The organism is Clostridium sp. MSJ-8 (assembly GCF_018918325.1).
Taxonomy (GTDB): domain Bacteria; phylum Bacillota; class Clostridia; order Clostridiales; family Clostridiaceae; genus Clostridium.
Window position 1 is genome coordinate 1 of the sequence record NZ_JAHLQH010000023.1, and the last position, 25,587, is coordinate 25,587.

23 protein-coding genes and 1 tRNA gene are annotated in these 25,587 nt (G+C 27.6%); 20 read left to right on the forward strand and 4 right to left on the reverse strand.

What is annotated here, in order from left to right:
- Positions 1-218 precede the first annotated feature (218 nt).
- On the forward strand, positions 219-2,222 hold the full coding sequence (locus KQI77_RS04265; RefSeq protein ID WP_253289341.1) for an ATP-dependent helicase: 2,004 nt from the start codon (positions 219-221) through the stop codon (positions 2,220-2,222).
- 106 nt (positions 2,223-2,328) lie between these two features.
- Here the strand turns inward: KQI77_RS04265 and KQI77_RS04270 are convergent, their stop codons facing one another.
- Positions 2,329-3,798 carry a glycosyltransferase family 39 protein gene (locus KQI77_RS04270; protein ID WP_216388733.1) on the reverse strand — a complete coding sequence of 490 codons (1,470 nt, stop codon included), beginning with the start codon at positions 3,796-3,798 and terminating at the stop codon, positions 2,329-2,331.
- 195 nt (positions 3,799-3,993) lie between these two features.
- Here KQI77_RS04270 and KQI77_RS04275 point away from each other — a divergent pair, with 195 nt between their 5' ends.
- Positions 3,994-4,971: a glycosyltransferase family 2 protein gene (locus tag KQI77_RS04275; protein WP_216388866.1), complete on the forward strand. Its 978-nt coding sequence runs from the start codon at positions 3,994-3,996 to the stop codon at positions 4,969-4,971.
- 172 nt (positions 4,972-5,143) lie between these two features.
- On the opposite strand, the gene KQI77_RS04280 is transcribed toward KQI77_RS04275, so the two are convergent.
- Positions 5,144-5,407, reverse strand: a complete 264-nt coding sequence (locus KQI77_RS04280; protein ID WP_216388735.1) for a late competence development ComFB family protein — start codon at positions 5,405-5,407, stop codon at positions 5,144-5,146.
- A 279-nt stretch (positions 5,408-5,686) separates the two neighbouring features.
- Between KQI77_RS04280 and KQI77_RS04285 the strand changes: the two genes are divergently transcribed.
- From KQI77_RS04285 to spoVB, 6 genes are all read left to right on the forward strand, one after another.
- On the forward strand, positions 5,687-5,863 hold the full coding sequence (locus KQI77_RS04285; RefSeq protein WP_216388737.1) for a hypothetical protein: 177 nt from the start codon (positions 5,687-5,689) through the stop codon (positions 5,861-5,863).
- A 311-nt stretch (positions 5,864-6,174) separates the two neighbouring features.
- Positions 6,175-8,217, forward strand: a complete 2,043-nt coding sequence (locus KQI77_RS04290) for a cell division protein FtsA (RefSeq protein WP_216388739.1) — start codon at positions 6,175-6,177, stop codon at positions 8,215-8,217.
- 52 nt (positions 8,218-8,269) lie between these two features.
- On the forward strand, positions 8,270-9,451 hold the full coding sequence (locus KQI77_RS04295; protein WP_216388741.1) for a M20 family metallopeptidase: 1,182 nt from the start codon (positions 8,270-8,272) through the stop codon (positions 9,449-9,451).
- A gap of 57 nt (positions 9,452-9,508) precedes the next feature.
- Positions 9,509-10,477, forward strand: coding sequence for an RluA family pseudouridine synthase (locus tag KQI77_RS04300; protein ID WP_216388743.1), 969 nt, complete (start codon positions 9,509-9,511; stop codon positions 10,475-10,477).
- A 12-nt stretch (positions 10,478-10,489) separates the two neighbouring features.
- Positions 10,490-12,097 carry a polysaccharide biosynthesis protein gene (locus tag KQI77_RS04305; RefSeq protein ID WP_216388745.1) on the forward strand — a complete coding sequence of 536 codons (1,608 nt, stop codon included), beginning with the start codon at positions 10,490-10,492 and terminating at the stop codon, positions 12,095-12,097.
- 58 nt (positions 12,098-12,155) lie between these two features.
- A complete protein-coding gene (gene spoVB, locus KQI77_RS04310) occupies positions 12,156-13,649 on the forward strand; it encodes a stage V sporulation protein B (protein ID WP_216388746.1) in 1,494 nt (497 codons plus the stop codon).
- Positions 13,650-13,781: 132 nt separating this feature from the next.
- On the opposite strand, the gene thyX is transcribed toward spoVB, so the two are convergent.
- Positions 13,782-14,402: an FAD-dependent thymidylate synthase gene (gene thyX / locus KQI77_RS04315; RefSeq protein ID WP_216388748.1), complete on the reverse strand. Its 621-nt coding sequence runs from the start codon at positions 14,400-14,402 to the stop codon at positions 13,782-13,784.
- A gap of 404 nt (positions 14,403-14,806) precedes the next feature.
- Between thyX and KQI77_RS04320 the strand changes: the two genes are divergently transcribed.
- The 9 genes from KQI77_RS04320 to KQI77_RS04360 all read left to right on the forward strand — a co-directional run bounded on the left by KQI77_RS04320 (position 14,807) and on the right by KQI77_RS04360 (position 22,054).
- The gene (locus KQI77_RS04320; protein ID WP_216388750.1) at positions 14,807-15,982 is read left to right on the forward strand and encodes a M20 family metallopeptidase; all 1,176 of its coding nucleotides are present in this window, start codon (positions 14,807-14,809) and stop codon (positions 15,980-15,982) included.
- Between the two features lie 160 nt (positions 15,983-16,142).
- Positions 16,143-17,777, forward strand: a complete 1,635-nt coding sequence (gene hcp / locus KQI77_RS04325; protein WP_216388752.1) for a hydroxylamine reductase — start codon at positions 16,143-16,145, stop codon at positions 17,775-17,777.
- Between the two features lie 697 nt (positions 17,778-18,474).
- Positions 18,475-19,176, forward strand: coding sequence for an MgtC/SapB family protein (locus KQI77_RS04330; RefSeq protein ID WP_216388755.1), 702 nt, complete (start codon positions 18,475-18,477; stop codon positions 19,174-19,176).
- 117 nt (positions 19,177-19,293) lie between these two features.
- Complete coding sequence (locus tag KQI77_RS04335) at positions 19,294-19,527, forward strand: TIGR04540 family protein (RefSeq protein WP_216388757.1); 234 nt, start codon at positions 19,294-19,296, stop codon at positions 19,525-19,527.
- Positions 19,528-19,660: 133 nt separating this feature from the next.
- Positions 19,661-19,810 (forward strand): hypothetical protein, encoded by a 150-nt coding sequence (locus KQI77_RS04340; RefSeq protein WP_216388758.1) that lies wholly within the window; start codon positions 19,661-19,663, stop codon positions 19,808-19,810.
- A 139-nt stretch (positions 19,811-19,949) separates the two neighbouring features.
- Complete coding sequence (locus KQI77_RS04345) at positions 19,950-20,855, forward strand: alpha/beta hydrolase (RefSeq protein ID WP_216388759.1); 906 nt, start codon at positions 19,950-19,952, stop codon at positions 20,853-20,855.
- A 34-nt stretch (positions 20,856-20,889) separates the two neighbouring features.
- A complete protein-coding gene (locus KQI77_RS04350) occupies positions 20,890-21,108 on the forward strand; it encodes a hypothetical protein (protein WP_216388761.1) in 219 nt (72 codons plus the stop codon).
- Positions 21,089-21,400 (forward strand): YbjQ family protein, encoded by a 312-nt coding sequence (locus KQI77_RS04355; RefSeq protein WP_216388763.1) that lies wholly within the window; start codon positions 21,089-21,091, stop codon positions 21,398-21,400. The genes KQI77_RS04350 and KQI77_RS04355 overlap by 20 nt, the downstream gene beginning before the upstream one ends.
- Before the next feature lie 186 nt (positions 21,401-21,586).
- A complete protein-coding gene (locus tag KQI77_RS04360) occupies positions 21,587-22,054 on the forward strand; it encodes a DUF2798 domain-containing protein (RefSeq protein ID WP_216388765.1) in 468 nt (155 codons plus the stop codon).
- Positions 22,055-22,544: 490 nt separating this feature from the next.
- On the opposite strand, the gene KQI77_RS04365 is transcribed toward KQI77_RS04360, so the two are convergent.
- Positions 22,545-22,619: transfer RNA gene (locus KQI77_RS04365), tRNA-Glu, on the reverse strand.
- A 309-nt stretch (positions 22,620-22,928) separates the two neighbouring features.
- Between KQI77_RS04365 and KQI77_RS13265 the strand changes: the two genes are divergently transcribed.
- Genes KQI77_RS13265 through KQI77_RS04380 form a run of 3 tightly spaced genes read left to right on the forward strand, consistent with a single transcriptional unit; the run spans position 22,929 to position 25,574 of the window.
- Positions 22,929-23,702: a GDSL-type esterase/lipase family protein gene (locus tag KQI77_RS13265; protein WP_216388767.1), complete on the forward strand. Its 774-nt coding sequence runs from the start codon at positions 22,929-22,931 to the stop codon at positions 23,700-23,702.
- Positions 23,703-24,161 (forward strand): DUF4358 domain-containing protein, encoded by a 459-nt coding sequence (locus tag KQI77_RS04375; RefSeq protein WP_216388770.1) that lies wholly within the window; start codon positions 23,703-23,705, stop codon positions 24,159-24,161. It begins immediately after the preceding gene.
- A 12-nt stretch (positions 24,162-24,173) separates the two neighbouring features.
- Positions 24,174-25,574, forward strand: a complete 1,401-nt coding sequence (locus KQI77_RS04380) for an MBOAT family protein (protein WP_216388772.1) — start codon at positions 24,174-24,176, stop codon at positions 25,572-25,574.
- The last annotated feature ends 13 nt before the right edge of the window (positions 25,575-25,587 follow it).

Genomic DNA, 25,587 nt, shown 5'->3' on the forward strand with positions numbered 1-25,587 from the left:
ATCCTATTATTTGCAGGTTTATTTGCCATGTAATAAAATAATCAAACTTATATAATTTTCAAAGAGCGAGCAATTCTACGAAAAGTTAAGCTATTTTTTCATAACAACCTAACAGAATCTAAAATTATATAATTATATTGTATACATTAAAAATAATTATTACAATAATATATATGTATATTGTTTAATAAAACAATATTTAAGAAAGGGAAATATATATGAATTTAGACGAATTTCAGAAACAGGCTGTAGTGGCTAAAGATAGAAATATATTAGTAGTTGCAGCACCAGGGTCTGGGAAGACAACTGTTATAGTTAATAGAATAAAATTTTTAATTGATGATATGCTTATTAAGGAAGGGCAAATAGTAGTTTTAACCTTTACTAAAGCTGCAGCAACTAACATGAAAAATAGATATATAAAAACATTTAATAAGGATAAGTCACCGTTTTTTGGGACATTTCATGGCTTGTTTTATAAGATGCTCTTAAGAGAAGGATATAAAATAAATATAATTGAAGGGTATGTTACTAATAAGATAATTGAAAATACATTAAAGAAATATTTTGATGATGTTAATGAAGATAAGATAAAAGAAGTAATTAATAATATTTCATTATATGGCACATCTAATATGGATATAGATGAATTTGAACCAAGCATAGCCAAAGACATATTTATTAAATGTTATGAGAATTATACAATATATAAGAAACAAAACAACTTATGGGATTTTGACGATTTAGCTATAAAGGTAATTGAATTATTAAAAAATGATACTAGATTTAGAGAGGGGTATAGGAGAGTATTTTCCTATATGCTTGTAGATGAGTTTCAGGATTGTGATGAGCTACAGATAGAATTTCTTAAAATAATTAATGAAGGAAAATCAAATTCATTGTTTGCAGTAGGAGATGAAGATCAATGTATATATTCATTTAGAGGATCTCGACCGGAGTATATGGTTATATTTAACAAGATATTTACTAGTGGAAAAAAATATTATTTATCTAAGAATTATAGAAGTTCTAAGAATATTATTGAATCTGCAAAATTATTAATAGAAAATAATAAAAATAGAAATTCAAAAGATATATTTGCATACAAACAAAATGAAGGCGACATAGCTTATTCATTAGTATATGATGAGAGACAAGAAGGAGAATTTATAGTAAAAACTATAAGAAACAAATTATCAGAAGGATATAGATATAAGGATAATATTGTCTTGTATAGAACTAATATGGAATCTATGGGGATGATAGATGTGTTTATTAGAAATAATATACCTTTTAGAATGATTGATAAGGAATATAATTTTTTTAACCATTTTATATGTAGAGATCTTATTGATTATTTAAGATTTACTTTAAACCCTTATGACAGAGAGGCTTTTATTAATATTATAAATAAGCCTTTTAGGTATGTAAGTAGAGATAATTTAAGTTATATTAGAGAATATACAGCAGAGGCAGATCCTTTAGATATACTTATTGATAAGGAGGATGTTCCACCATTTCAAAAGAAAAAATTTGCAGAACTTAAGATTGATTTTGCATATATTAGAAAAGCATCCCTTGGAACTGCAATACAATATATTATTATGGATTTAGGATATATAGATTATTTGAAATCTTATTCTGAAAAGTTTTCAAGCAGTTTTGATGATTTAGAGGAAATATTAGAAGGTTTTAAGGAATCTGCAGCCCCTTTTAAGACAATAATAGAATTTTTTAATCATATAGAAGAGGTTAAGAAAAAACTAGAAGAAAGCAAAAAAAATAGTTCTGAAGATAGAGTATTACTTAGTACGATTCATGGCGTTAAGGGTATGGAGTTTAAAAATGTATATATAATAAATTGTAATGAAGATACTATCCCACATTATTCATCAAAAAAAGATAATCTAGAAGAGGAAAGAAGGTTGTTCTATGTAGGAATAACTAGAGCAATAGATAATTTATATCTATATAGTCCTAAGAGTAGAAAAGGAACTTTTAAAGAACCATCTAGATTTATAGAAGAAGCAGGATTTATTTCTAACAGTGATTTATTACATGGATTAAAAAAAGGGATGGAGATATATCATAGAAGCTTTGGCAATGGAAGAGTATCTAGAGTAGATGGTGATGATGTAATACTTCAATTTGAAAATGGCTCTAAGAAGAAGTTCTCAGGGAAGGTACTTATTGATAAAGGATTGATAATTACTATAAGTTAAATAAAAAATCAATGAAAAATAATTTGAACTTAATTTAATAAATAAAATGCTATCATAAAAATAATTGTTATTAATATGATAGCATTTTATTATAGAGAGGTTTTTGTTATTTCTTATAGAGAAGAATGTAATTTCCGTTACTACTTTGAACAAGTATATCTTCTTTGTTTAAATCTTTATTATTTAAATATTTTTCTTTTGTAGTTATTAATACTGATTTTGAATTATCCTTTAAGTATGAAGATATTCCTCCATCGTTGCATTTAAAATCCATTTCTATTTCACCTAAGAACAATAAACTTTGAGACCAATTAGATGTATCAACATCTATATAAGCATTATCACCTTTTAAATCTGTATTTGTACTTACTTCATTAGTAATGAAATCTTGCAACGAATCCTTGAGAGGATTATTAATATAATTAACTATCTTTATAAAATTTAAAAGATTTAACGCAATAAAAACAAGTGATATTACCCTAAATAATATTTTATTTTGATTTGAATTTTTTATTATTTCACTGAATATAATTGAAGCAACTATTAATACTGGAATCATTATAGGAATGATATACCAGTCTAGCTTAGTTTTAGCTAAAGAAAATAAAATTAGTGGAACAAAAATCCAAAGTAAATAACCTATAGTGTCATTTTTATTTAAAATACTAGTTTTTGTTTTACTGTTTTTTACTTTTTTAAATAATAATATAAACCCAATGACTAATATTACTATTGAAGTTGCTTGAAATAAGTTATGAGTAATTAAATATTTAAAATAATAAAAGAAGTTTTGACCATTACCTTCTATTCCTGTGCTTGTCCTTTTTAATAAATCATACTGTACCATATTAACAAAGAATTTGCTACCATCGTTACAATATCTTAGAATGCCCCATGCACCAATAGGAACTATAAAAGATAAAAGAAAATAAATCCATTCTTTTAGCTTTAATTTTTTTATTAATCCTGTAGCTATTAAAAATAATCCACCTATAGCAACTATAGAAAGAGAATGCCAGCTTTTAGTTAAAAATACTAAAGCAAAAAAGAAACCTGCTAAATACAAATTTTTAACATTAGTATTTATTTTTAGCATAGATAACATTGCTATTGTTAAAAATAATAATGCAATTGCATCTGCATCTCCATTTCTCCCCATATGACTATAATAAATAGGTGCACAACAACAGAATAGAAATAACCAAGTAATAGCTGTGAATTTATCATATTTCTTTTTTATGAAAAGAACAACACAAATTGCTAATATAATTATAGATAATGCAGAATATAATCTCATTGTAAATATTGTTGTTCCAAATAGTTTATAGCTTAACATAATCATCCAAAAGCTAATTGGTGGCTTTAAATTCCAATAATCATTTTCGTAGTTATATGTATTTATAATATAGTTTTTGTTTTTTAACATTTCATAGGCACTTACACCATGTCTAGCTTCATCCCAATCATTTACTTTAAATTCCCCTAAGTTGTAAAAAGTAATAAATGCAAGCACTAAAAACAAAAGTATTAATATAATATTGCAAAATAGTTCTTGCTTTTGTTTTGCTTTTTTCATTCTTTTTCCTCCTAAAATAGCAGTTTTCCATTTATTATAATAACATATAAGCATATTGAATTAATAGTTTTTAACGTATAGGAAAGTATAAATTTTTGGGGTTGACATAATATAATGGCTATGTGAAAATTACTATAAATATAGATATATTAGTTTTATTATTTATATAGATTTAAAATTTACTAGGGGGCGGAGATATTGAAACCATGTCTTTACATTATAATTCCTTGTTATAATGAAGAAAGTGTTTTACCTATTACATCAAATATGTTTTTACAAAAGTTAAATACGTTGTGTAAAGAAGGCAAGATAAGTAATGAAAGTAGAATTCTGTTTGTAGATGATGGATCAAGGGATAACACTTGGAACTTGATTTGTGAATTGTCACAGGCAGATAATAGATATATAGGTATTCGTCAAAGTCGTAATAGAGGACATCAGAATGCTGTTTTAGCTGGACTTATGGAAGCAAAAGATTTATGTGATATTACAATATCAATTGATTGTGATGGACAAGATGATATTAATGCTATGGACAAGATGGTAGATGAGTATTTAAATGGTAGTGAAATAGTATATGGAGTTAGAAACAAAAGAGATACAGATACATTTTTTAAGAGATATACAGCAGAAAAATTTTATAAGATACTTAATTCTATGGGAGGTGAAACAATTTATAATCATGCAGATTACAGATTGGTATCTAGGAGAGTGTTAAAAGAATTTCAGAATTATAAAGAGGTAAATCTTTTCTTAAGGGGGATGTTTCCACTAGTTGGATTTAAGAGTACTTGTGTATCATATGAGAGGAATGAAAGAATTGCTGGTGAAAGCCATTATCCCGTAAGAAAAATGCTAAAGTTAGCCATTGATGGAATAACAAGCTTGAGTATAAAACCTATACATATGATTACAATTCTGGGAGCCATTATTTCAGTGTTAAGTTTTATTGGTGCAATATGGGCAGTAGTTGTTGCTCTGCTTGGAAAGTCTGTTACTGGGTGGGCTAGTATGACTTGTATAATATGCTTTATTGGAGGGATTCAACTTATTTGTTTAGGGGTTATAGGTGAATATATTGGAAAGATATATATGGAAGTGAAGCATAGACCACGTTATATAATTAGTGAAAGAACTTCGGATTATAAAAACAATAAGATCAACTTGAAATAATAACGCTAGATTAATTAAAATATAATAAGATTAGTGTAAGTAACCATTTATTGTAAAGGTTAAGATTATAGGTTGATACAGAATAGTATAACCATAATAAATTAACATTTGGTGTGAATAATATGAAACAATAGGTTACTGAACCAATGCTATTATATTTTAATTTTATATATTAATGATTTGGATTCTTTTTGACTATTTCTATAGCATTAGTTACAGCAAGAATTATATCTGTTTCAAATTGATATTCTTTTATTTGATATTTTGCCATGATTTTACCTTTTTGTGTTACTACATAATAAGGTGGTAAATTATTAAGTGCTAATGCAAATATATCTTTTTTACAACTATCACAAGTACAGACATCATATTCTTTTAAAAATTTATTCATATATTCTTCTACCCATATTTCCATATAATTAAATACATCTTCCATAGTGAGTACCCCCTTTTTATATGCAATTATACAACGAATTTTTAAAACTGTCCATAAAAAGAAAAAAATGTAAAAATAAAATTAGAATATAAGGAAAATAAATAAAAAAATTAATTGTTTATTTACAAGAAAAAAGGTATAATTTAATAAGAGAAAATTATACCTTTTTATAACTACTTTATTTTAGGGGTATAAAGATTGATATATTATAAACGATAATATATCTGATATTAAAGAATCATTTATAAAAATTTAACATAGCCGAGGGGATGGATTAAAATGAATTGTTATGATTTAGCATTAGAGTTTTTAAGAACAGTAACATCAATTGATGAATTAGTAGATAAGAAAGCTAAAGCTTCTGCAAAGGAAGATAAAATATTAAATGATAAAATAGAACAATTAGAAAGTAGAATGTTTGAGATAAAGAACATCTTAAAACAAAAAGAAGTTTAATATTTTCAGAAAAAGGCACTAGAGATTTATTTCTAGGTGCTTTTTTTTACTCTTTAGGAGGTTGTATTTTGTTTGAGGTTGAGAATAAGTAGTTTACACGTAGTATTTATATATTAAAATAGATGAATTTAAAATAACTATAATACGTAGATAATTAAATAATTGCAAGAAAAGTAGTATATATACTATAATAAAATTATATAATTAATAAAAATCATGAAATAATTAACAATAACTTTATTGATGGGGAGGAGAAAACTATCATAGAGTATATTTATTAGATAAATATGTAGTTATGATAGGTGAGAGGTATGAATAATAGTAAGTATAAACCAAAGGATTTAATATTTTCATTAGATATAGGTACTAGGTCAATAATAGGATCTGTTGGAATTATTAAAAATAATAAATTTGTAGTATTATGTGAAGAATATAAGGAACATGAAGAAAGAGCTATGGTTGACGGACAGATACATGACATTAATCTTGTAGCAAAGACTGTTCGTTATGTAAAAGAATCTATAGAAGAGAAAATGAATGTTGAACTTACAGAAGTATCTATTGCAGCTGCAGGTAGATTCCTTAGAACAAGCGAAGCAAGTATAGATATTGAATTAAATGGAGATGAAGAAATAGATAAAGATATAATAAGAGGACTTGAGCTTAGTGCAGTAAAAAAAGCAGAAAGTGAAATCTTAAAAAGTAGTAATGGTAAGATGTATTGTGTAGGATATTCGGTGAAAAATTATTATTTAAATTCATTTGTTATATCTAATTTATTAGGTCATAAGGGTGAAAAGATAGGGGCAGATGTTATAGCAACATTTTTACCTAGATCAGTAGTAGATTCTCTTTATGCAGTTATGGAGAAAGTTTCTCTTACTGTAATGAACTTGACCCTAGAACCTATAGCTGCAATAGAAGCTGTTGTTCCTCAGAAGTTAAGATTACTTAATATAGCTTTAGTTGATATAGGTGCCGGAACTTCAGATATTGCTATAAGTTCAAAACAGACTGTAGCGGCCTATGGAATGGTTCCACTAGCAGGAGATGAAGTGACAGAAGTTATAGCACAAGAATATTTAATTGATTTTAATGAAGCAGAAGTTATTAAGAGAGAAATTACAGATATAGATGAGATAAAATACACTGATGTATTAGGTGTTGAAAACATCGTAAAAAGCGAAGAAGCATTAAAGCTCATTAGACCAACAGTAAAAAAGATAGCAGAAGAAATAGGTGGCAAGATAATAGAATTGAATGGTAATAAATCGCCAGCAGCTGTTTTTTTAGTAGGAGGAGGGGCACATACTCCTTATATAATAGAAGAATTGAGTGAAGTGCTTAATATAAAGCAAGAGAGAATAGGTATAAAGGATAGATCGGCAATTGAGGAATGTGAATCTGATAATAGTTTAGGGTCTGCAGGAGTTACAGTAATAGGAATAGCTCTAAATGCTATCAGAAAAATAGGTGATAATTTTGTAGATATTGATCTTAATGGAGAAATAATAAGTTTATTCAATTCTAGAAATAATACAGTGTTAGATGTACTTATTCAAGCAGGAATCAATTCATCATTTTTGATAGCTAGAAATGGAAAGAGCAAGAGATTTGTATTAAATGGTAAGAAGAGATTGGTATTTGGTCAGATGGGAAGTAACGCGGAAATATTTGTAAATGGAGCCAAAGCTGATACAGATACAGAAGTATTTAATGGGGACAAGATAATTATCAATTATGCAAGGAATGGTGAAGATGCTAAAACAGTTGTAAGAGATCATGTTGGAAATATAACATCTATAAGTATATATGTAGATGATGAAATTGTTAATATAGATCCGTTATGTACTATAAATGGAGAACTAAGAGATTTTGATGCAGAAATAAATGAAGAAGATGAAGTTGATATATTTTTACCTAATACAGTAAAAGATATAAAAGAAAAAATACTAAAAGAAGACGTAGTATTAATGAAGAATGATTTGATACTTCCAGATGACTATGTTGTTAATGAAGGTGAAAAAATATATAGAAGGACAGTTCAAGACGAAGTTATACAAGAAAATATCAATGAAGATCAAGAAATTAAATTGCCTATTGAAGAGGAAGATGTACTAAAGGAAAAATCAAATCAGGAAAATGGACATAGTATAACAGTTATTGTAAATGGTGAACCAGTTATACTTACAGGAAAAGATGAATATGTATTTGTAGATATTTTTGATAAAATTGATTTTGATATACATACAGTACGAGGAAGAAGGTTAAATACTACATTAAATGGAAATAAGGTGGCGTATTTAGATAATATAAAAGAAAATGATGTAATAAACGTAGAATGGATTAATTAAGTTAGGAAATCTATCATATTATTATACTAAAGTAATACATTTAGGAGATAATATGATAGATTTTTTTAATGAAGCAAATAGTATAAAGGATGAATTAATAAATATAAGAAGAGATATACACATGCATCCAGAGCTTGGATTCGAGGAAGAGAGAACTTCTAAGGTTATAAAAAATTTTTTGTGGTACGAAGGTATAGAATATAAAAATGTTGCAGGAACAGGTATATGTGCTATTATAAATGGCAATAATTATAATAACAGAGTTATTGCTGCAAGGGCAGATATAGATGCATTGCCATTAGTAGATAAGAAGGATTGTTATTATAAGTCGAAGATAAATGGCAAGATGCATGCTTGTGGACATGATGCTCACACAGCTATCTTATTAGGTGTTGCTAGAATAATGAATAGACATAAGGATGAATTTTCAGGAACTATTAAGTTGTTGTTTGAACCAGCAGAAGAGACTAGTGGAGGTGCACCTATTATGATAGAGCAGGGGATATTAGAGAATCCTCATGTAGATGCTATTATAGGATTACATGTATCAGAAGAAGTGGAATGTGGTAAGATAGCAATTAAGGAAGGAATGGTTAATGCAGCATCTAATCCGTTTAAGATAACTATTAGAGGGGCATCTTCTCATGGTGCAACGCCTCATTTATCTATAGATCCTATAGTTATATCAGCACATATAATAACTGCTATTCAGAATGTAGTAGCTAGAGAAGTTTCGCCACTTAGACCAGCTGTAGTAACAATAGGTAGTATTCATGGTGGAACTGCTATGAACATTATTCCTGAAGAGGTAGTATTACAAGGAACTATAAGAACTATTACTGATAGAGATAGGGAATTTGTTATAGGAAGAATTAGAGATATAGTAGAGAATATATTGAAGTCATTTAGAGCTAATGGAGATATAGAGATAGAAGATGGTTATCCTTGCTTGTATAATGATTCTAATATGATATCAATGCTTAGAAGTAATGCAGAGAATGTAATAGGTAGTGAGAATATAATTATAAAGAGACAACCTAGTATGGGAGTAGAGAGCTTTGCATATTTTGCTAACGCATGTCCTTCAGTATTTTATTATTTAGGTACTAGGAATGAAGAAAAAGGTACAGATAAGCCAGCACATACCAATTACTTTGATATAGATGAAGATGCTATACCTATAGGAGTTGCTATTCAATGCTCAATTATGTATGATTATTTGACAAGATGTTAAATAAATATTAATCTATAAAAAAGAGAGAAACTAAAGAAAGAAGATGGAGTTGATTTTTTGGAGATAATTATAGGTTCTAATGAAGCAGGACAGAGACTAGATAAGTTTTTGAGAAAATTATTAAAAGATGTACCTCTTAGTGCTATATTTAAGGCACTTAGAAAAGGTGATGTAAGAGTAAACGGCAAGAAACAAAAAGAAAAATATATATTACAAGAAGGAGATCTTGTAACAATAAAATACATAACAAGTAAGAAAGAAGATAAGTTTAATAAATTTATCAATGTAGATTCAAGTGGAATTAAGATTGCGTATGAAGATGAGAACTTATTAGTTATAGAGAAGTGGCCAGGAATATTAGTTCATCCAGATAGTAATAATAACGAGCCTACACTAACAGATTATGCATTATCATATCTTAATGCAAAAGGTGATTATAAGCCAGAGAGTGAGCTTACATTTACACCAGCTCCTTGCAATAGATTAGATAGAAACACATCTGGTCTTGTTATATTTGGCAAGAACTTTGAAGCATTGAGAAATCTTAATGAACTTATACGTAATGGAGATGTAGATAAATATTATAATACAATAGTACAAGGAAGAGTAAAAGATGGATTATATAATGGATATATTCTTAAGAATGAGGAAAATAATATTTCTAGAGTTTATGACACAAAAGTCCCTAATTCAAAAGAGATATCTATGGAAATAAAGACTATACAGAGTAATGGAGCATTTTCATTTATTGAAATAAAGCTTCTTACAGGAAGAAGTCATCAGATAAGAGCGCATATGGCTCATATAGGTAATCCATTAATAGGTGATATGAAATATGGCAAAAAAGATATCAATTCTTATTTCAAGAATAAATATGGTTTAGAATATCAATTTTTATATGCATATAAGCTAATAATAAGAAATGCAACAGGCAAATTAGCATATTTAAATAATAAAACAATTGTAGAAGCATTGCCACCAATATTTAAAAAGATAAAACAAGATGTATTTAAAGTTAATTTATGATAGGGGATAAATATGAGGGAAGAGACTTCAGCTGCTAGAGGTGCTATGGCACTTTCTATAGCAGGAATAGTAAGTAAAATAATATCAGTAGCATATACTCCTATTCTTATACAGATATTAGGTGTGTATGGATATGGAATATATTCAAAGGTTTTAACTGTATTTTTGTTTATATATGCGCTAACAAGTGCAGGAGTACAACCAGCTGTTGCAAAGGTAGTTGCAGAGTTTAATGCAAGAGAGAATCCAAAAGGAGCAATAAAGACTCTTAAGGTAGCAAGAAGGTTTTATATACTTATAGGACTACTTGCATGTCTTATAATGATTGCTATTGCATACCCTATGGCAGAGATTATGAAAACATCAAAAGTAACTTATGGAATTATGTTCTTAGGACCTTGTGTATTTATAACATGTATATTATCTGTATATAGAGGTTTTATGCAAGGTAGTAACAATATGAAAGCTATTGCTATATCTCAGATAATAGAACAGTTTATAAACGTAATTCTAAGCCTTTTATGTGCTTATATCCTAGTAAGTGTTGGAACTGAATATGGAGTAGCAGGAGCACAAGTAGGAACTTCTGTTGGAGCATTTGTAGCTATTGTGTATGTTGTTTTCTGTTTTAAGAGAGGAAGGTATGAAGAAGAAGCTCTTAGAGATGTAGATACTAGGAAACTTAATGCAAAGAAAATAAGAAATAGAATATTAGTCTATTCTATACCTATAATTATGAGTTCGGGTTTACAGAACCTAGGTAGTTTAATTGATTCAGGAAATGTATCAACTATATTAGAACGTATAGGTTATAATGAAGTTCAAGCTAATACATTATATGGATATTACGGTGCGTATTTAACACTAATAGGGGTACCTATGGTAATAATTACAGCTATATGTACAATTGTCCTTCCAGCTATAACTAAAGCTAGAGCTATAAAGGATCAAAAAGAAGTTAGAAGAAAAATTCGCTTTGGTTATAAAGCAGTATTTGCTATAGTAGTTCCTTCAGCAGTAGGCTTGTCTATGGTAGCTAAACCTTTATATATAGCATTATATGGTTCAAAAGAAGGAAGCAATATGTTAGTTATTGGATCTTTTATACTTATTATCATGGCAACTGCACAGTTACAAACATCTATACTTCAAGGAATTAATAAATTTTATTATATTCTAATTACTTATGGCTTAGGTATAGCATTGAAAATAATATTAAATTATATATGTGTTGGTATTCCATCAATAAATATATATGGTGTTTTAATAGGAAATACAGCTTGGTATCTAGTGCCTGCTATAATGAATCATATTAAGATACGTAAAACAACTAAAGCAAAAATTAATATAATAAGGCTTATAGCAAAACCTGTATTTGCTTCATTGATTATGGCATTAACAATTTTAATAGTTAATAAACCATTAGATTTGATATATAGATTTGCAGGTGTAACTAGACTTACATGTGTGCCAGTTATCTTAGTTGAAGTAATAGCAGGGGCATTTGCATACATATATGTAATGATAGTTTGTGGTGGTATAAGAAAGAATGATATTGAATCAATATCTGCAAGACTTATAACAATGATGCCTAGATTTTTAAGAAAGAAATTAAGATAGTTCTAATACAAAATCTCTCCGAATATGCTTTATAGAAGGCAAAAGGGGAGATTTTTTTATGGGAAAAGATAATTTTTTTAAGAATTCATTTATATTAACTGCATCTAATATTACAACAGGAATTATAGGATTTATTTTTTCAATATATCTATCAAAAATAATAGGTCCTGAAGGGATGGGACTTTATAATCTTGTAATGCCTATATATAATTTGTTTATATGTGTTATGACAGCAGGTGTTGCAGCATCAATATCTCAAATATCTGCTGTTTTCTATGAAAAAGGAGAATATACAAATTTAAGACGAACTATAAAGGTTGTAACTATATTTAATTTATTATGGGCTATATTGGTATCAGCAATTGTATTTTTAGCTGCTAATTATATAGGAGAATATGCTATAAAAGATATAAGAACTATAGATGCTATTAAAGTGACATGTCCAGCTATGGTTTTTATTGCATTATCAAATATATTAAAAGGATATTTTTGGGGTACGTCTCAAGTAACAGCACCTGCTATAATAGATATATTTGAGAAGGCACTTAGAATTGTAACAGTTGCTATTTTGATTTTTTTATTTAAAGCAACTGAATTAAAAGAATTAGTAATGTTATGTTATGTAGCTTTGGCTTTAGGGGAATTGCAAAGTCTGTTGTTGTTATACATATATTATAAGCAAAGTGTAAAGAAATTACCTGTAACAAGTGAAAGGGTAGAACGAAGGTCTCAATTATTATTTAATGTTTTGATAATATCATTACCTTTAACTTTAAACGGATTTTTAAGTAATATATTTAACACAATATCAACGCTTATAATTCCTCGTTCACTTCAAATGGCAGGGTTTAGACATTCAGTAGCTTTATCTATGATTGGTAAGTACACTGGAATGGCAATGATGATAATAGGTATGCCACTTATTGTGGTAAGTTCTATAAACACTCTTCTAATACCAGATTTATCACAGACAATGATAAAAGGTAACTTATACGAAGCATCTGTAAGAATAAAAAAAGTGCTTAAAATAGCTTTTTTGTTAGGAATGGCAACAACAATAATATGTTTAATTGTACCAACTGAATTAGGAGAATTATTTTATAGTAGAAGTGATTTGGGATATTATATAATGACTGGAGGGTTATGTGCTCCTGTATTTTTTGTATCTGTACCTATGAATAGTATATTAAATGGATTAAATAAACAAGGAATAATACTTAGAAATTCAATGATAATTGCAATTGTTGAATTAATTGGATTATATATATTTACTGCAATACCTGCTATTAATATATATGGATATGCTATTACTTTGTTTTTAGTGTCAGTACTTGGAATAATTATTAATATGTATGAGATAAGAAAGCATATAGAATTAAATATATCTTTTTATAATATAATAATATATATTATTCTTGGAATTGTTAGTTATATAATAATTAAAAATATCTTTAATATAATATATATAAAGAGTATTGTGGTGAAATGTATAGCATTAATAGTAATAGTATTTGGAGTGTTTGTATATCTTGGAAATTTAGGCAATGAGTAATTGATAAAATTAATATATATCGAATTGAAAAGAAAAAGGTATTATAATTTAAGGCGTTATAGTGAGATGAATAGATAAACTTATAATCACTATAACGCCTATGTAATTAAATAAAATAATTATTTTAGATTTTTATTCTATATCATCAAATATAACAGGGACTTCCTTCTTAAATGTATCAAGAATAAGATAAGCAACTTCTCTCATTTGAGGATGAGCAGCTTTTGCGCATCTTAACTTGAAGAAGTGTCTCCATTCTCTAAGATTCATTGTCATAACAATTTCAGTTTTTAAACTGTTAGGTAATATGCTTCTAGCTTCTTGAGGAGTAGCACCACTTTTTATAAGTGCATTATATGTTTCTTCAATAGAAGTCATACATTTCTTCCAATGCATGTATTGTTCACAATTCTCATCCCAATAACAAGGCTTGATAAATGTTAATTCTTCACCGAATTTTTCATTACAATAATTACAATATCTAGTACTCTCTTGACTATAACTAGCAACTCTATGTCTTACAATTTCATGAGTAACACCTCTATCACATATAACACGCACAGATATACTAACATGTTCAATAACAGATTCATGTCCTCTCTTTAAGATGTTATGTATAAATCTCTCGCATGATTCTTCAGTTATGTTATTTTCTGATTTGTAACATACTCTACCTATTCTCTCTATTTTCTTCAACATAGCTGTTCCATCAATCTTATCTTCAAGCTCTATATATGGTTTAATTATGTTCATAAATATATTTCCTCCAAACTTATATCGATTAAAAGTTATTATACCATAGAATAAAAGATAGTTGAAAATTTTTTTGCTTTATAGAAAAATATTAATAAGAAGAAATAGCAAAATTTATTATGAATGTTTACTTAAGGTAATAGTTATTAATATTAATTAACTGAAAAAATAAGTTATATATATATAAATAAAGATATAAACTTTCTTATGTATATATGATATTATATAAGCAACATTATAATTTAGTGTATATTATTAGTGGTAAAAATTTTGTATAGTAAAAAAATAGTGCCATGACAGAATACCAAAACAAGTTTTGTAACCTGTAATAAGGCTCTGACAAAATCTTAGGTTCTATAGTTGTCTTGGTGATATTTTACTACTTTATAAGAGAGGGGATAGCTATGATAGATATAAAAAAAGAAGTAAAGGATATATCGAAGTATATTGTAAGACTACGAAAGCATTTTCATAAGTATCCAGAACTGGGACTTCAAGAGTTTGAAACATCTAAGAAGATTAAAGAGGAATTAGATAATCTTGGGATACCATATGTAGAAACTGCAGTAACAGGTGTTATAGGAACAATTGGAAGTGGGGAAGGAAAACATATAGCATTACGTACAGATATGGATGCTATAAAAATTCAAGAGAAGACAGGAGTTTCTTATGAATCGCAAAATCCAGGAATAATGCATGCTTGTGGACATGATGCACATATGGCTGCATTAATAGGTGCTGCTAATATACTTAAAAAACATGAAGATGAGATAGATGGACAGATTGATCTTATATTTCAACCATCAGAAGAAAATTGTAAAGGTGCTAAGCTTATAGCAGAAGATGGATATTTAAATGATATAGACGAAATTTTTGGATTACATGTATTTGGGGATATTGAATGTGGCAAGATATCTATAGAAGAAGGTCCTAGAATGGCCCAATCTGACATATTTAAGATAAAGGTACATGGCAAAGCAGGGCATGCTGGTAAACCACATTTGACAGTAGATGCTGCAGTTGTATGTTCAGCAATAGTTATGAATCTTCAATCTATAGTCAGTAGAGAAGTTAATCCTATAGATTCTGCTGTAGTTACAGTTGGACATGTGGAAGTTGGAACTCAACATAATATAATTCCAGGAGAAGGTTTTATTGAAGGAACTGTAAGAACATTTTCAGTAGAAACTGCAAAAATTATAGAGAAAGCTATAAAGAGAATAGTGCTTAGTACGGCAAATGCATATGGTGCAACAGTTGAAATAGATTATACATTCTCTGCACATCCTACTGTATTTAATGACAAGGATGTAGTAGAAACAGCATTAAGAGGTGCAAAAAAGATATTCCCAGAGAATATGCTTGTAAGTATTCCGAAGATGATGCTTGGAGAAGATTTCTCAGAATATCAGAAGAGAATCCCAGGAGTGTTTGCATTTGTTGGTGCAGGAAATGAAGAAATGAATAGAGCATATCCTAATCATAATGAAAAGTTTAATATTGATGAAAAAGCTGTATTATATGCAACAATGTTACATGTAGCTTATGCTATGGAGGCAGTAGGAAAGGAAAATAAATAGTTAATATTTTGAGTCTGAATATATGTTATACAAAGAATAATATTTAAAAAAAGATAGTTTATAAAAATTTTCAATGTGTAACATATGTTACAGACCTCTTTTTATTTTCTAGCTATAATTTAAGCATAGATTGAGGAAATGAATGGAGGAAATATAAACTATGGATAAATCAATGTTTTGTTATCAATGTCAAGAAACTGCAGGAGGAACTGGATGTACTAAAGTTGGTGTATGTGGTAAGTCAAGTGAATTAGCAAAAGAACAAGATTATTTAGTTTATGCAACTAAGTTACTTAGTGATGTAACAACAAGACTAAGAGAAGAAGGAAAAAAAGTAGAAGCTTATATAGATAATTTAATAACTGTTAATTTATTTACTACAATAACAAATGCTAACTTCGATAAAGAAGCTATTACAAAAAGAATAAAAGAAACAATAGATATAAAAAATCAATTAATTTCTAAAGTAGATGATATGGATGAATTATCAAAAGATACAATAAATACAAAATTGTTTACAGAAGATACAGATAAGAAAGTAAGTATATTATTTGTTGAAAATGAAGATATTAGAAGTTTAAATGAACTTATAACTTATGGATTAAAGGGTCTTTCAGCTTATATGAAACATGCAAATGCATTAGGATATGATAGCGAAGATATAAATGTATTTATACAAAGTACTTTAAGCAAAATATTAAAAGGTAATTTAAGTGTAGATGAGCTTGTTGCATTAGCATTAGAAGCAGGTAAATATGGAGTGGATGGTATGGCATTATTAGATAAAGCTAATACTGAAACTTATGGTAATCCAGAAATTACTAAAGTAAATATAGGTACAGGTAAAAATCCAGGAATATTGATATCAGGACATGACTTAAGTGATATAAAAGAATTATTAGAGCAAACAAAAGATACAGGAATTGATGTATATACTCATTCAGAAATGTTGCCAGCTCATTACTATCCTGAATTAAAGAAATATCCACATTTAGTTGGAAATTATGGTAATGCATGGTGGAAACAAAAAGAAGAATTTGAGAAGTTCAATGGACCTATACTTATGACTACTAATTGTATTGTACCACCAAGTGATAGTTATAAAAATAGATTATTTACTACAGGTGCTGCAGGTTTTGAAGGATGTAAGCATATAGATGGAGTAAGTGGAAATAAGAAGGATTTCTCTGAAATAATAGAAATGGCAAAAAGATGTAAGGCCCCAGAAGAGTTAGAACAAGGTGAAATCATAGGAGGATTTGCACATAATCAAGTCTTTGCATTAGCAGATAAGGTTGTAGATGCAGTAAAGTCAGGGGCTATTAAAAAGTTCGTAGTAATGGCAGGATGTGATGGTAGAGCTAAGTCAAGAAATTACTATAGTGACTTTGCAAAAGCGTTACCAAATGATACAGTTATATTAACTGCAGGTTGTGCAAAATATAAATATAACAAGCTAAATTTAGGAGATATTGGCGGAATTCCTAGAGTTTTAGATGCAGGACAATGTAATGATTCTTATTCATTAGTTTTAATTGCACTAAAGTTACAAGAAGCTTTTGGATTAAAAGATGTAAATGAACTTCCTATAGCATATAATATAGCGTGGTATGAACAAAAAGCAGTGATAGTGTTATTATCATTATTACATTTAAATGTAAAGAATATTCACCTAGGACCAACACTTCCAGCATTTTTATCAAAGAATGTAGTTAATGTTTTAGTGGAGAATTTTGGAATAAGTGGAATATCAACAGTAGAAGATGATATGAAGATATTTGGGATACAAAAGTAAAATCCAATGTTATTCGTATTTGATTAATATTAAGTTTATAATTAGTATCAATATTATATGTTTTCATAAATAGCATAACTTCATTAAGGATTTCTAACTATAAAAAAATTAAGGTATTATTGTTAGATAACTTATATTTTGCAATAATTAATATCAAAATTATATGTTTAAGTAAATAATATAATATCATTAAGTATTTACTAATATAATAAAAAAGAGTAAAGATCCCTAAATACTATAAACTCGCTAAAGCTCAGACAGTATAGTATTTTTAACGGGATCTTTACTTTTTTATTATAAGAAATACTAAATTCTATTATAGATAATTTACTTAAATCAATAATTTGATATTAATTAACTAAAAAAATAAGTAATCAAAAATAAATAAATTCAATAATTATTTTAAGTAAGAATTACTGAAGACATAAGATACTTGTAATAATATAGATACACTAAAAACAACCATAACGCTTAAATAATTAAAATATAATAAGCTTAGTGGAAGTAACCATTATTGTTAAGGTTAGAATTATAGTAGATATAGAATGATATAACCATGAAGAATTAAAGATTAGTATAAATAATATGGAACAATAGGTTACTGAACTAATGCTATTATATTTTAAATATATGTATAGAAAATATTCATAATACCAAGTATAATATTACTATAAAATTTGGAGGAAAGAGTGAGAGTATGGAAGGATTTAGAGAGTTCAGTAACTACATTCATGACTTAAATTCAGTATCAATAACAATAAGACTTCTTATGGCAATTTTATGTGGAGGAATTATTGGACTTGAAAGAGGAAGGAAAGGACAGGCAGCAGGATGTAGAACCCACATGTTAGTATGTATTGCTTCAGCCCTTGTAATGATGACTAATATATATATAGTTCAAGAGTATAGTCCTAATTCTGATCCATCTAGAATAGGAGCACAAGTAGTTAGTGGAATAGGTTTTTTAGGTGCAGGAACTATAATGGTAACTAGTAAGAATCAGATAAGAGGATTAACTACAGCAGCTGGATTATGGGCTTCTGCATGTATGGGATTAGCAATAGGTGTTGGTTTCTATAAATTAGCAATAATAGGAAACTTGTGTATTTTTGCAGTTATTGCTATATTGAATAAATTTGATAGAAAAGTATATGGTAAGTCTAGACAGATAGATGCTTATGTAGAGTTTGAAGATTCACATGTGTTATCTGAAATTGTTGCATATGCTAGAGAAAGAGATTATACTATAAGGAATATTCAAGTAATAAAAAATAAAGCTGTAGATATTACTAAGATAGGTGCTATTTTGTCATTGAAAACAAAAGATAAAGTTGACCATTCATTAGTTATTGCTGATTTAAGTGAATTAACAGGAGTTTGTTATATTGAAGAAGTATAGTAATATATAATTACAAAAAAAGTATAAAGAATTAAAAAAAAATAGACGATAATAGTAGTACATAAAGCATAAATAATGCTTATATATAGTAAAATAAAAAGAAAGAGAGATAAAAAAATGAGAGCAGTTTACAGAAACCCAAAGGAATTAGCAACAGCAGTAAAGGATATAGTAGATTTATATCAAGATGATTTAATGAGTTATGAAAAATTATCAGATAAGATAGTAAGAATTTCAGAAGCCAATACTGATAGATTTTATAAAAATGGAAAGATAGATTCAAAATTAGCTACTGTATTAGGTACAGAAAGATTAGAAATAATTAATGATATTCTTAAACAAGCAAAATAAGGATATGGAGGTAATAAAAACCTCCATATTTCTATAAAACAATATTTGAAAAAATAAATATTGTGATATAATAAATGTGTACATGTTATTGAGAAAATGCATATACTATAATATAAGAAGGGAGAGAGAGATAATGGCAGTTAGAGATTATAGAGAAATGTATATTAGTACAATATTAACCATGAGTAAAAATAATCAAAATGGTAATATGATTGATAGATCATATTTAGCAAAATTATCTTTTGATGAATTAAAGGAATTAGCTGAAAAACTTAAAAGATAATTTTAGAAAGGAGAGATCATGGATTCTCAAGAATTTAATTAGAAGAGAGTAGCAGGAAAGTATATTTAGCTACTCTCTTTTTTTACTTTAATAGAAAATTATATTAAATTTTCAATATACATTTGAAAGAGAGGTAGAAATGGTTATACTAATTATAGTTTTAGTAATCTTTTTAATTACGTTTTTATTAGGGGAGCTTGCGTTTTATAGGAGTTTTTCAATTCACAAGAGAACTGAAGAAGAAGCATATGAATATTTAACTAGAAAGAAATTGTTAGACAAAGATATATATGATGAAGTGGAATTTGAAGAAGTTGAAATAGAATCTTTTGATAAATTGATTTTAAAAGGTTTTTATGTTGAAGGAAGATCAAAAAACAAATATATTATACTAGTTCACGGATTTAAAGATAATCATCATGTTCAGATGCCATTTGTTAGAATGTTTCTAAAGGAAGGATTTAATGTATTATTAGTAGATGAAAGAAGTCATGGAGATAGTGAAGGTAAATATCCTACTTATGGCTATTATGAAAAGTTAGATTTAGATAGATGGATTGAATATTTGTATAATAGAAATGATAATAAGGATATTATATTAGGACTTCATGGTGTATCTATGGGAGCGGCTACAGTTCTTATATGTGGAAGTAATAATGAGAAAGTAAATTTTATTATTGAAGATTGTGGGTATAGTGACTGTACTGAAGAAATGTTGTTCCAGATAGGAAAAGCAGTTAGAGGATTTAAAATTTTTGTATATATTGCACTTAAAATTAAAGCAAAATTAAGAGCAAAGATAAATATTTCTGATATAAAACCTATAGAGGAAATAAAGAAAACATCTAAACCTATTTTATTCATACATGGAGATAAGGATACAGTTGTACCTTGTAATATGGCAATAGATATGTATAATGCTCATAACAATCTTAATGATAGGTTATTAATTGTAAAAGGTGCAGAGCATATATGTTCCTATGCAGTTGATAGAAAAAAATACGAAAAAGAAGTACATGCTTTTATACAACAATGTATAAATTAGTTTATTAATATCATGATGAATAGGATGTGATATAATGAAAAAGAAAATGATTGCACCAATAGTGATAGGGTTATTGATAATAATTTATTATTTGATAATTGCATTAATTATTATATTTACTGATATTTTAATGATTATTAAAGTTATTATAGGTGGGGGATCTTGCATTTTAGCACTAGCTATGATTTCTGTAGTGAAATCTAGAATAAAAGAAATTAAGAGAGGTGAAGAAGATGATCTTAGTAAATACTGATTATATTTCAGGAAAAGAATTAGAAATGTTATCTTTAGTAAAAGGAAGTACTATTCAATCTAAGAATTTAGGAAGAGATATTATGAGTGGATTCAAGAGTATGGTTGGCGGTGAATTAGAAAGTTATAATACCATGATGAATGAAGCAAGAGCATTAGCAACTAAGCGTATGGTGAAGGAAGCAGAAGAGTTAGGAGCTGATGCTGTAGTTAATATTCGTTATGCATCATCAGCAATTATGCAAGGCGCAGCTGAAGTTATTGCTTATGGTACAGCTGTTAAGTTTAAATAATTTTAAATTCTGAATAATTTACTATATAGAAAAAAACTTGATATATAACTAAATAATATAGTATAATAAGGATAATTAATGGTAGTTAACCGCGAGAGCAAGGTGAAACGAAAGTTTACACCTTGCTCTTTTTTTGTGTATAGGGTTAGCTACTTAATATAATTATTTTTAGGAGGAATGTTTTTTATGCCAAAGACAAGAGTACAAGAAACAATATTTACTATTATGATGGTTTTGATTATGGTGTATGGAATGATATGCTATAATGCATCTATAGCAATGGAAGGAATGAGTAATAAAGTATTTATAGCAGCTTTAAAAGAATTACCTATCATGGCTTGTGTAGCCTTTTTATTAGATACATTTATTGCAGGACCTATAGCGAAAAAGAAAACTTTTAAAATTTTTAATCCAAAAGAAACTAAAGGAATTGTAATAATATTATCTATATCAGTATTTTCTATATGCATTATGTGCCCACTTATGAGTTTAGTTGCAACAATTTTTATAAAAGGAATGGTTAATAGTGAGGTTATTTCAGTATGGCTTCAAACAACAGTGTTAAATTTTCCTATGGCATTCTTTTTGCAACTATTTGCAGTAGGACCATTAGTGAGATTTATTTTTGGAAAAATATTTAAAGAAAATAATTAATTTTAATGCTAAAAGGAAAAAAACAAGAATAAAGTTTACAGCAATAGATATATAATGGTATAATTATGAAAAAAATATATAAGAAGGTAGAAAAGTGAAAAAAGGGGCAAATATTCAAATAGAAAAGAATGATAATAGGTATATTATTGTTGAGGTAATGCATAAAGTTGCTTAAAAGTATTAAGTACTTCAATTATTAATATAAAGGGTATATGTTCTAAGTAAATAACATAATATCATTAAATGTTTTTTTATATGAAAATTAAGTTGGTTAAATGTTATAAATGTACTAAAGATCCAATGTTATAACATTTTAATTCTAACTTAATTTTTTATTTTATAGAAAATTATATTAATTGAATTAATGTTGGTATATTTAAATTTTATTCTTTGTATAAGTGTAAAAATGGTGTGGAATTTATGAAATGAATTAAGAGTGGTAAAAATAAAAAACCTTCAGACTAGCACATACGCTAAGCATGAAGGTTAATGGTAGTCCATAGGGGAGTCGAACCCCTGATTCCACCGTGAGAGGGTGGCGTCTTGACCACTTGACCAATGGACCACGAACAAGACATATAATATCATATACTATTATAAAAGTAAAGCATTATTTAAAAAAAATTAAAAAAATTAATTAGGAGGACATTAATTATTGTTTATGAATTAAGATATTGATATAATAATCTATTGAGTAAAGGTATAATATATTGGTTATGTAATAAAATAATATTAGAGATTTTGTACATATAGCGGAAGTTACAACGCAGAATACATAATAATATGAAAGGAGAGAATTACATATATTTATGTAACATTATAAATATTACCTAAAAAGATATTTATGATAATTATATGTAATAAAGGGAATAAGGTGAAGAAGATAGGAGTTTTATTTGTTGCACTGTTAGTGGGAATCTTTTTTGTCAAAACATCAAGTAATAATGTAACTGTTACTACTAATCAAGAGACAAAGGATGGAATAAAGACAGTAAGTGAATTAGAGAAAAAAGATGTCTCCAAAGTTCAACAAAAATTTAACGAAAAAGAAGAGGAAAAAGCTAAAGAAGAACAAGAAAACAATAATGATAATAGTTCACAAGCATCAGGAAACAACTATAAGGTGTTTTTTAAATCTACTGTATTTATGGGGGATTCATTAACTCAACCATTATCTTTGTACGGATTCTTAGATAATACATCAGTTGTGGCAGAAAAAGGTAGAAATATTGATAAAGCGTTAGGAGATTTAGATAGGGTAGTTAATTTATGCCCTAATACGGTTATAATGCTTTTTGGAATGAATGACTTGGGTTATTATGACAATATTGAGGATTACATAACAAAATATAAGGAACTTGTAAGTGAGTTAAGAAAAAGAATTCCAGATGTGAAGTTAGCAATTTTATCACCAACTTATATTACAGAACAAGCAGCACTTACAACTACCTTCTTATCAGCAGATAGAATAGATAAAGCAAATGAATTATTACAGGATATGTGCAAAAAAGAAAAAATAACTTATATAGATATTAGAGATATTCAAGCTAACAATCCTAATATGTTTGAACCAGACGGAATTCATCTTGTAGGTTCATTTTATCCGTTAATGTTAGATAAAATAATAAATGAAATGAAGGTGGATTAGATGAAAAGAAGGATATATATTAGTATAATGCTTCTAATTATAAGTATATTTATGGTGGGTTGTGGCTATAAGGATATATCAGTTAATAAAGAAGGAAAAAAACTTATTAAAATGACAGATGAAACAAAGTATGAAAAAGGTGATGATAAGTCATTAAAAAAATATTTTGGACTTAATCCTGATGACTATGCAGAAGTATGCATATATGTTCCTAGTTCAAGCATGGAAGCAAGTGAACTGCTTATTATTAAGGTTAAAGATCAATCTCAAGTTGATACAATTGAAACTGCAATAGATAGTAGGATTCAGAAACAAAGTGATGGATTTAAGGATTATGCACCTGAGCAATATGGATTATTACAGAATTATGAAATTTCTACTAGAGGAAATTATGTATTCTATGTAGTAGGAAAAGATGCTTACGATATGAAAAAAGAATTTAAAAAATCAATATCATAGGAGAAGAAGAAGATGGTATTTAGTAGTATAGTATTTTTATTTACATTTCTTCCTATAATGTTATTAGCATATTATATAGCACCAAAAAAAATAAAGAACTTTGTGCTATTAATAGGAAGTTTAATCTTTTATGCATGGGGAGAACCTGTTTATATATTTTTGATGATATTTACAACTATTAGTAATTATATTCTTGCAAGAATTATTGCTCTAATGAGAAAAGAAAATAAGAGAAAAATGTATCTTATAATTACAATAGTATTAGACCTTGCAATATTAGGTTTCTTTAAATATTGGGGATTACTTATTGATACTATAAATGGTATTTTTTCAACATCAATTAGTTATACTCAATTAGCATTGCCAATAGGAATATCATTTTATACATTTCAAGCATTATCATATGTTATAGATGTATATTTGAAGAAAGTTGAAGTTCAAAAGAATATTATTGATTTTGGAGCTTATATAACAATGTTCCCGCAGTTAGTTGCAGGTCCTATTGTAAGATATTCAGACATAGCAACTCAATTGAAATCTAGAGAACATACTATTAATGGATTTGGAATAGGTGTAGAAAAGTTTATAATAGGTTTAGGAAAAAAGGTTTTGCTTGCAAATAATATAGGAATGTTATGGAACACTATCCAAGCACAATCGTTAAGTGAATTATCAGTTTTGACAGCTTGGTTAGGTGCTATAGCATATACATTGCAGATATATTTTGATTTTAGTGGATATTCAGATATGGCAGTTGGACTTGGAAGAATGTTTGGGTTTAAATTTATAAAGAACTTTGATTACCCATACATATCAAAAAGTGTAACTGAATTTTGGAGAAGATGGCATATATCTCTTAGTTCATGGTTTAAAGAATATGTATATATTCCATTAGGCGGAAATAGAAAAGGAACAGGAAAACAAATAAGAAATCTGCTTATTGTATGGGGACTTACTGGTTTATGGCATGGTGCTAGTTATAATTTCATAATATGGGGCTTATATTATGGAGTGTTATTAATAATTGAAAAATTCATTTTAGGGAAATACATAGAAAAATTACCTAACATAATAAAAAATATATATACAATGCTTATTGTAATAATAGGCTGGGTATTCTTTGCATCTCCAGATCTTGGATGGGCTGTAGATTATATAAAAGTATTATTTGGTATAGGAAAACATGCATTTATAGATGGTAATTTTATATATTACATAAAGAATTACTTAATATTACTTATAATTTTGATTATTGCTTCAAGACCATTTGTTTATAGCAGATTTTCAAAATTGAAAAAGAAAGATAATTCATGGGCTATTATAGCTGCAATAATAGAATTTGCTATGTTTGCAATTGTAATTGCATATTTATTAAATGCAAGTTATAATCCATTCTTATATTTTAGGTTTTAAGGAGGTGCGTTAA